The 7,577-nt window shown below is 53.4% G+C and carries 10 protein-coding genes; all 10 read left to right on the top strand.

The window, feature by feature from the left end:
- The coding region (locus tag IBX51_RS13545) for an MBL fold metallo-hydrolase (RefSeq protein ID WP_291831812.1) at positions 1-1,293 on the top strand (1,293 nt) is incomplete at its 5' end.
- A gap of 74 nt (positions 1,294-1,367) precedes the next feature.
- Positions 1,368-1,580 carry a hypothetical protein gene (locus tag IBX51_RS13540; protein ID WP_291831811.1) on the top strand — a complete coding sequence of 71 codons (213 nt, stop codon included), beginning with the start codon at positions 1,368-1,370 and terminating at the stop codon, positions 1,578-1,580.
- Entirely contained in the window at positions 1,571-1,927 is a 357-nt protein-coding gene (locus IBX51_RS13535) for a type II toxin-antitoxin system PemK/MazF family toxin (protein ID WP_291831810.1), read from the top strand. Before IBX51_RS13540 ends, IBX51_RS13535 begins: the two co-directional genes overlap by 10 nt.
- A 206-nt stretch (positions 1,928-2,133) precedes the next feature.
- Positions 2,134-2,406: an XRE family transcriptional regulator gene (locus IBX51_RS13530; protein WP_228703942.1), complete on the top strand. Its 273-nt coding sequence runs from the start codon at positions 2,134-2,136 to the stop codon at positions 2,404-2,406.
- Positions 2,403-3,686 carry a type II toxin-antitoxin system HipA family toxin gene (locus IBX51_RS13525; RefSeq protein WP_291831809.1) on the top strand — a complete coding sequence of 428 codons (1,284 nt, stop codon included), beginning with the start codon at positions 2,403-2,405 and terminating at the stop codon, positions 3,684-3,686. The genes IBX51_RS13530 and IBX51_RS13525 overlap by 4 nt, the downstream gene beginning before the upstream one ends.
- A 69-nt stretch (positions 3,687-3,755) precedes the next feature.
- On the top strand, positions 3,756-5,018 hold the full coding sequence (tviB, locus tag IBX51_RS13520; protein ID WP_291831808.1) for a Vi polysaccharide biosynthesis UDP-N-acetylglucosamine C-6 dehydrogenase TviB: 1,263 nt from the start codon (positions 3,756-3,758) through the stop codon (positions 5,016-5,018).
- A gap of 124 nt (positions 5,019-5,142) precedes the next feature.
- Positions 5,143-5,385 (top strand): DUF4160 domain-containing protein, encoded by a 243-nt coding sequence (locus IBX51_RS13515; RefSeq protein ID WP_291831807.1) that lies wholly within the window; start codon positions 5,143-5,145, stop codon positions 5,383-5,385.
- Positions 5,369-5,620: a DUF2442 domain-containing protein gene (locus IBX51_RS13510; protein WP_291831806.1), complete on the top strand. Its 252-nt coding sequence runs from the start codon at positions 5,369-5,371 to the stop codon at positions 5,618-5,620. Before IBX51_RS13515 ends, IBX51_RS13510 begins: the two co-directional genes overlap by 17 nt.
- A gap of 216 nt (positions 5,621-5,836) precedes the next feature.
- A complete protein-coding gene (locus IBX51_RS13505; RefSeq protein ID WP_291831805.1) occupies positions 5,837-6,205 on the top strand; it encodes a histone-like nucleoid-structuring protein, MvaT/MvaU family in 369 nt (122 codons plus the stop codon).
- Between the two features lie 227 nt (positions 6,206-6,432).
- Positions 6,433-7,548, top strand: a complete 1,116-nt coding sequence (locus IBX51_RS13500; RefSeq protein ID WP_291831804.1) for a Fic family protein — start codon at positions 6,433-6,435, stop codon at positions 7,546-7,548.
- Positions 7,549-7,577: the final 29 nt, after the last annotated feature.

Below are 7,577 nucleotides of genomic sequence, written 5' to 3'. Positions count from 1 at the left end.
CTCATAGACTGCGGCCTGTTCCAGGGCCAAGACGCCACAAACCGCTCCTCCGCCGCCGAGCTCGCCATCGATTTCCCCATCGACCACATCCGCGCCCTGGTCGTTACCCACGTTCACATCGACCACGTAGGCCGCATTCCCTACCTGCTTGCCGCCGGCTTCGACGGCCCCATCATTTGTTCCGAACCCTCCGCCATCATGCTCCCGGAAATCCTCGAAGATGCCCTGAAAATCGGCTTCACCCGGGATCGTGCTCTGATCAACCGTGTTCTCGGTGTTATTCGTTCACGTTTGGTGCCTGTGCCCTATGGCCACTGGCACTCGGTGTTCGAGGAAGAGACGAGTAGCTTGAAGGTTCGTTTGCAACGGGCCGGGCACATTCTGGGTTCGGCCTATGTGGAGTGTGATGCGGTATCTGGCGGGGAGTCTGAGCGAATCGTCTTCAGCGGGGACCTGGGTGCACCGCACTCGCCCCTGTTGCCGGAGCCTGCTTCTCCCGAGCGCGCAGATCGCTTGGTGATTGAAAGCACCTACGGTGACAGGAACCACGAAGATCGCGAAACCCGCCGCTATCGCTTGAAAGCGGTGTTGGAGCACGCGCTTGAAGACGGCGGCACGGTGCTAGTGCCAGCGTTCAGCATCGGCCGCACGCAAGAGTTGTTGTATGAGATTGAGGGGCTGATTGCGGAGTTTGGTGGTTTCTGGAGCAACCTAGAAATCGTCGTCGACTCCCCCCTGGCTGCCGAATTCACCAAAATCTACCGCGATCTCAAACCCTTCTGGGACGATGAAGCCCGCGCTCTGGTCAGTTCCGGCCGCCACCCGCTGTCCTTCGAACAACTCACCGTCATCAATTCCCACGAAGATCACTTGAACGCCGTGGAATACCTGGCCAAATCTCACCGCCCCTGTGTGGTTCTCGCAGGTTCCGGTATGTGCGCCGGCGGCAGGGTGGTAAATTATCTGAAAGCGATGCTGGGTGAAGCCCGAAACGATGTGCTGTTCGTCGGCTACCAGGCCGCCGGAACACCAGGCCGGGACATTCTCACCTACGGCCCTCGCGGTGGCTGGGTGGAGCTGGATGGTGAACGGTATGACATCCGCGCCCAGGTGCACACCGTCGGCGGCTACTCCGCCCACGCCGGGCAGGAAGATTTGCTGCGGTTTGTGGAAGGCATTCCCGAAGCGCCCAGAGAGATTCGCATTGTGCATGGGGATGAGGGGGCGAAAGGGGCTTTGCAGGTGAAGTTGCGGGAGAGGGTTCCTGGGGCTGAGGTGGTGATACCTGAGTGATTGCCTGCGGTGAATTCGGTCGATTTATGGGTATGATGGAGTTTAATGTGGGTGATGTGACGAGGAGCTTGACAATGTATGCGGTCGAATTTGAAACCGAGATTCGTGACGGAGTCATGGTCATTCCGGAAAAATATGCCCGGCTGAAAAATACTCATGCACGTGTTGTTGTTCTTGTTGATGAAGATGAGTTTCCGTCAGATCCGGAAGTTAAAGCGTTGTCAAACCACACAGCTGATACGATTGATGAATGGAAGGATCCAGAAGAGGACGATATATGGACGTAAAGCAAGGAGAGCTGGTGTTGTGCGAGTTCTATTTTTCTGATCTTGGGCAAAGTAAGCGTAGGCCCGTTATTGTATTCAGAGATAACCTTCCGTTTAATGATTTCGTTGGAATACCCGTAAGTAGCAAAATCGGCCGGCTGCATGCTGATGAAAGCCTGCTGGAGCGAGAAGACCTTGCTGATGGAACCCTGCCGAAAACGTCGAAGGCAATGGTCAGAAAGACTTTTGTTATCGCTAAGAGTGTTGTTTCTAAAAAGTATGGTGCTTTGTCATCGGCGCGGTTCCAAAAACTGCATTCGGATTTTTGTGAGTATTTTGGATGTTGCGATGAGTCTGGGGTCTGCTGACCCCTATTCACACTCATGAGTTGTTAGATGAGATTGAGGGGCTAATTGCTGAGTTTGGGATGCAGGGGAAGTTGCGGGAGAGGGTGCGTGGGGCTGAGGTGCTGATACTGAACTAACAGATGTGGGGTCAGACCCCAATTTAAAATAGATACTGCTGTATCCAATTTGATATAATTAACTAGTTTTTTGGATATAGGAGTATCTCTGTGAATCTGATTTCAGGGCGGGATGTACAGGTTGCCTTAGCGGCGTATGTGCAGGAGCGGCGGAAGGCCTTGAAGTGGTCGCGGGCGGCGCTGGCGGAGCGCAGTACTGTGCCGGCACCGACCATCAAGAAGTTTGAAACCACGGGGCAGATTTCATTACGGCAGTTTTTACTGTTGTGGCAGTGCGTGGATGATCTTCATCGGTTACAGGATTTGACGAGCGCGGAGCAAAAGCCTATGCCGCGTTCACTGGATGAGGTACTTGCCCAGTGAGCTTTGCCCCGGTTCGCCAGTTAGCGGTTTGGCGCACGTTCAGCGATGGGCAGCGGGCCCTGGTTGGTGGCCTGGCGCAGAACCGGCAAGGTGTATTCTTTCAGTACGATGCAGATTACCTGGCCAGGTTTAGCCCGTTGTCGCCCTTTGCGCTGACGTGGGATGCGACTGTGCAGCTGGCTCCCCGCGATCCCCATGGCGGGCTGCCTGGGGTGTTCGCGGATTCTCTGCCCGATGGCTGGGGGTTGCTGTTGATGGACCGCGTGTTTCGTCAGCAGGGTATTCTGCCAGCCCAGGTAACGCCGATGGACAGGCTGGCGTTTGTGGGCGCCACGGGTACCGGTGCACTGAGTTATACGCCCGTGGCGGAATTCGCGCCGGTCGCGGATGACAAGCTGATTGAAACAGCGGAGCTTGGGCTTCAGGCGCAGGCCGTATTCGACGGGCAAACGACGGATGTGTTGGCCGAACTGGTTGCCGCCGGCAGTTCTGCAGGCGCGCGGCCCAAGGCGCAGCTGTATTTTGCTGAAGGGGAGTACGGCGTGTGTCGCACCCGGCCCATCGCTGGTGATGAAGCCTGGCTGGTTAAGTTTACCTCGGCCAATCTGCCACTGGGCCATGAAGAAGGGCTGTGTGAAGCGGTTTATTTATCATTGGCAGAACGCGCAGGATTGCAGCCTCCTCGCTGGCAGTTGCTGCCGGCTCCCGAGGTATTGGGTGCCAGGGCCTGGTTAGCAGTTGAGCGATTCGACCGGGTGTGGCGCCCAGAGGATGTGCCCGGTTGCGTTCATCTGCACAGTGCCTGTGGTTTGCTGGATGCGGATTTCCGGGCGCCCAGCCTGGATTATGAGGATTTGATCAAGGCCAGTGGCCAGTTATGCCGTGGCGTTAACGCGGCGCAGCTGCAGTTTTTGCGCGCAGTGTTTAATTTGTTCGCGGTGAACCAGGACGATCACAGCAAGAACTGGGCGTTTTTGCAAAGCGATGATGGCCATTGGCAGCCTGCACCCTTCTATGATGTGACCTTCAGCCCCGGCCGGTTTGGCGAACACAGCACGGCTTACGCTGGGTTTGGCAAGAAACCGTCGTTGAAGGCCATGCAAAAGTTGGCCGCCGAAGCAGGCTTTGCCAGCTGGCAACAGGCGAGGCAGGGAATAGACCGTGTACTGAATGCCTTGGCCGGTTTCTCTGCCACGGCAAAGGCGCTTGGCGTGAGCACTGAGACTACCCGGCTTATCCAGCAGCAGCTTGATCAAGCCTATCAACAGAACATCAAATAGTGGGGTCAGACCCCCGAACATTTGACGGACCAAAATGTATTTGGGTCTGACCCCAAAAATGGAGGATTTATGAAGAAGATCGCAGTGATAGGTTTGGGTTATGTGGGTTTGCCGTTGGCAGCGGCTTTTGGTGAGAAGCGCGAAGTGGTGGGTTTTGATATCAATGCCAGGCGTATCGCTGAGCTCAGGGATGGCGTGGATTTTACGCTTGAGGTTTCGCGAGAGGAGCTGGCGGCGTCTGAGGGGTTGTCTTTTGCTGATTCGCTGGACGGCATCGCCGATTGTCAGATTTATATTGTGACGGTGCCCACGCCGATTGATGAATACAAAACCCCGGATCTCACGCCGTTGGTGAAGGCCAGTGAGAGCGTGGGCAAGGTGCTCAAACGGGGTGATATCGTGATTTACGAATCCACCGTGTACCCGGGCGCCACGGAAGAGGTGTGCGTACCGGTGCTGGAGAAGATGTCGGGCCTGACGTTCAACCAGGACTTTTTCGCCGGTTACAGCCCGGAGCGGATCAATCCGGGGGACAAAGAGCACCGGGTGACGACGATTATGAAGGTGACGTCTGGCTCTACGCCGGAGATTGCCGACGAAGTGGATGCCCTATATGCGGATATCATTACCGCCGGCACCCACAAGGCCAGCTCCATTAAGGTCGCGGAAGCCGCGAAGGTGATTGAAAACACCCAGCGCGATTTGAACATTGCGTTGATGAATGAGCTCTCCATGATCTTTGCGCGCCTGGGTATTGATACCCACGAAGTGCTGGCCGCAGCGGGTACCAAGTGGAACTTTTTGCCATTCAAACCGGGCCTGGTGGGCGGCCATTGTATTGGTGTGGATCCGTATTATCTGACTCATAAAGCGCAGGCGATTGGCTATAACCCGGAGATCATCCTGGCCGGCCGTCGGGTAAATGACAACATGGGGCCTTATGCCGCGGCCGCATTGGTTAAGGCGATGATCAAAAAAGGCCAGACTATTGCGAACTCCAGGGTATTGGTGATGGGTTTGACCTTTAAAGAGAACTGTCCGGATTTGCGTAATACCCGCGTAATCGATGTGGTTAAAGAGCTTGAAGACTTTGGCTGTAATGTTGATGTGACCGACTGCTGGGCTGATAATTCAGAAGCCGTGCATGAGTATGGTATTTCTTTGGTGCCAGAACCTGAAAAGGGTAAATACGACGCGATACTGCTGGCTGTGCCACATCGTGAATACGCTCAGTTGTCGGCGCAGGCGTTGCGGGCGTTTGGTAATAGTAATGGTGTGTTATTTGATCTGAAGGGTGTGTTGCCGTTGGGGCAGGCTGATTTGCGGTTGTAAATAGCCCTTGGCTTGGATGTGAGTCCAACCAGTCTACAAAGGGGTCTGACCCTGCGGGTAAGACCCCACCCATATGCCGGCGCCAATCACCAATCACCATCACTCCAAGGACGGAGAGAGTTTCATGCCCGTAGTATTTCGATATCAGGGTTTCAAGTTCTTTTTCTATTCAAATGAAGGGGAACCGTTAGAACCTGCACACATTCACGTGCGCTCTGCCGGGAAAGAAGCCAAGTTTTGGCTGACTCCTGAGGTGGCTCTCGCAAGAAATGACGGTTTTGATGCTCGTACAATTCGGGTATTGTTGGAAGTAACAGAGCAAAACCGGAAGTGTTTGGAGGATGCATGGCATGACTATTTCGCCTGAGAAAGTCTGGTTTGATGAGGATAATTTGTGGGTTCTTCTGTCTGATGGCAGAACCATCGGCGCACCGCTGGCCTGGTTTCCGAGACTCTTGCGCGCCTCAAAAGAGGAGCTGCAAGAGTTTGAGTTAAGCGTTCACGGAATTCATTGGGATAACCTGGACGAAGATATAAGCGTAAAAGGACTGCTTTCTGGTCGTGGAGATCAAACTCACCCAAAGCGTAATAGAGCTGCTTAATATTTAAGCTTGGGGTCAGACCCCAAGACATTTGGCGGCATGAAATGTCCGGGGGTCTGACCCAAAATAAAAAGCTGACAATATTGTCAGCTTTTTTCGTTCATCAGTTTTAAATAATTTATTTTGCCAATTTGCGAATTGTTTATTATTATTGCGCCTGACTTTCAGTCATATTCAATTTTTAATTGAAGCCCAAAAAGATAAGGTTGTATTTCCATGGCAAAGATCAACGATTACTACCAAAAGAAACAGCTGATGGAAAAGCTGGCCGTTGAGCTGGAGCAGCTCGAAAAGGACCAGGCCCTTAAAGGCGAACTTGAGTTTGAAAACAAAGTTCGTGATTTGATGAAGCAGTATGATAAATCACCCAAAGACTTCCTGCAGATTCTGGCGGCGATTGATCCTTCCGTTGTTGGTGCTAAAGCGGATACATCATCCGGGACCCGCGCCAAGCGCCCAATGAAAACCTATAAGAACCCGCACACCGGTGAAGTGGTTAAAACCCGTGGCGGTAATCACAAGACTCTAAACGAGTGGCGTGAGAAGCACGGCAAAGAAGCGGTGCAGAGCTGGCAGCAGGATTGATTTAATTGGGCTGTTCCTATAACAGCCTGATGTATTTAACGCACCTTGATTAATGATTAACCTTGGTGCGTTTGGGGTCAGTCCCGTAGGGACAGAACCAAAGACATTTGACCACCTGAAATGTTCTGGGGTCTGACCCCAAGCACTGTTGAGCCGATAGAGCGCTTCCTTCGGCTCAATAAATCTCATAATATGAGCCGATAAACCTATTTTCAATGGCTCACACAATGTATACCTGGGAACTGAAAGACTGGCCGCACTTTCGCTTTGATCATACAGCAGCGGATTTTTGGACGCAGAAAGCGCTGGCAGCCTCCCAGAGAACTCTGGGGGCGATGTCGGTTGTTCCGGAGGATCTCGGAAGCGAAGCACGGCTGGATCTTTTGGTGAGCGCTGCGATTGAGACCAGCGCTATTGAGGGTGAGGCGCTCAATCGCGAAGATGTGCGCAGTTCCATCAAGAATCATTTCCTGAGACCGGATGAGAAGGTTGCGGTGCACGACCCGGTCGCAGCGGGTATCTCGGCAGTCATTCTTGAGGTGATGGACCTTTATGGTGACACGCTCACTGAGCAGCGATTGCACCATTGGAACAAGTTGGTTCTCCCTGAGGCCGGTTCAAGCCCGTTTTCGGATGCGCGAACAGTGGCTGGGCAGTGGCGCAGGCACTCTGATGCTATGCAGATTGTTTCTGGCCCCGTGCACAATCCTACCGTTCACTTCGAGGCTCCACCATCGGCACGAGTGCCGACGGAAATGAAGGTGTTTCTCGATTGGTTCAATAACGATTCACTACAGTTGCCGGGTGTGGCCCGTGCTGCGATTGCTCATCTCTGGTTTGAAACTATCCATCCGTATGAAGACGGTAATGGCAGGGTAGGGCGGGCGATTGCCGATGTGGCCGTTTCTCAGATGTTAGAGCAGCCGTTGATGATGAGCTTGGCGACGGTGCTGAGTAAGCATCGAAAAGTCTACTACCAGCAATTGAATACAGCCTCAAAAGAGACGCTGGATGTAACGCCGTGGGTGAACTGGTTTGGTGAGCGGGTTGTTGAGGCTTTGGACGGCAGCATCCAGGTTATCCAGTATGTGGTAAAAAAGGCACGCTTTTGGGATTCGCTGAATAACCGTAATCTGAACGACAGACAGCTGAAGCTGATTCGCAAAATGCTCGGGCACGATGCTCCAGGTTTTGAAGACGGAATTAACGCAAAAAAGTACCAGAACCTGGCCCGTTGCTCAAAAGCCACCGCTACCCGCGACCTTCAGAATCTGGTCGCCCAAGGTGTACTTGCTCCCATCCAAAGCAAAGGGCGCTACGCCCGCTATCAACTGACGTTATAATTTGGGGTCAGACCCATGTGCATTTGGCC

The organism is Marinobacter sp. (assembly GCF_014859525.1).
GTDB lineage: Bacteria > Pseudomonadota > Gammaproteobacteria > Pseudomonadales > Oleiphilaceae > Marinobacter.
This window is presented reverse-complemented; position numbering and strand designations above follow the sequence as displayed.

Bases quoted from the DNA above. Each gene is read 5' to 3' on its own strand.
- IBX51_RS13540 (WP_291831811.1), top strand. From the start codon at position 1,368: ATGTATGCGGTCGAATTTGAAACCGAGATTCGTGACGGAGTCATGGTC.
- IBX51_RS13535 (WP_291831810.1), top strand. From the start codon at position 1,571: ATGGACGTAAAGCAAGGAGAGCTGGTGTTGTGCGAGTTCTATTTTTCT.
- tviB (WP_291831808.1), top strand. From the start codon at position 3,756: ATGAAGAAGATCGCAGTGATAGGTTTGGGTTATGTGGGTTTGCCGTTG.
- IBX51_RS13515 (WP_291831807.1), top strand. From the start codon at position 5,143: ATGCCCGTAGTATTTCGATATCAGGGTTTCAAGTTCTTTTTCTATTCA.
- IBX51_RS13510 (WP_291831806.1), top strand. From the start codon at position 5,369: ATGACTATTTCGCCTGAGAAAGTCTGGTTTGATGAGGATAATTTGTGG.
- IBX51_RS13505 (WP_291831805.1), top strand. From the start codon at position 5,837: ATGGCAAAGATCAACGATTACTACCAAAAGAAACAGCTGATGGAAAAG.
- IBX51_RS13500 (WP_291831804.1), top strand. From the start codon at position 6,433: ATGTATACCTGGGAACTGAAAGACTGGCCGCACTTTCGCTTTGATCAT.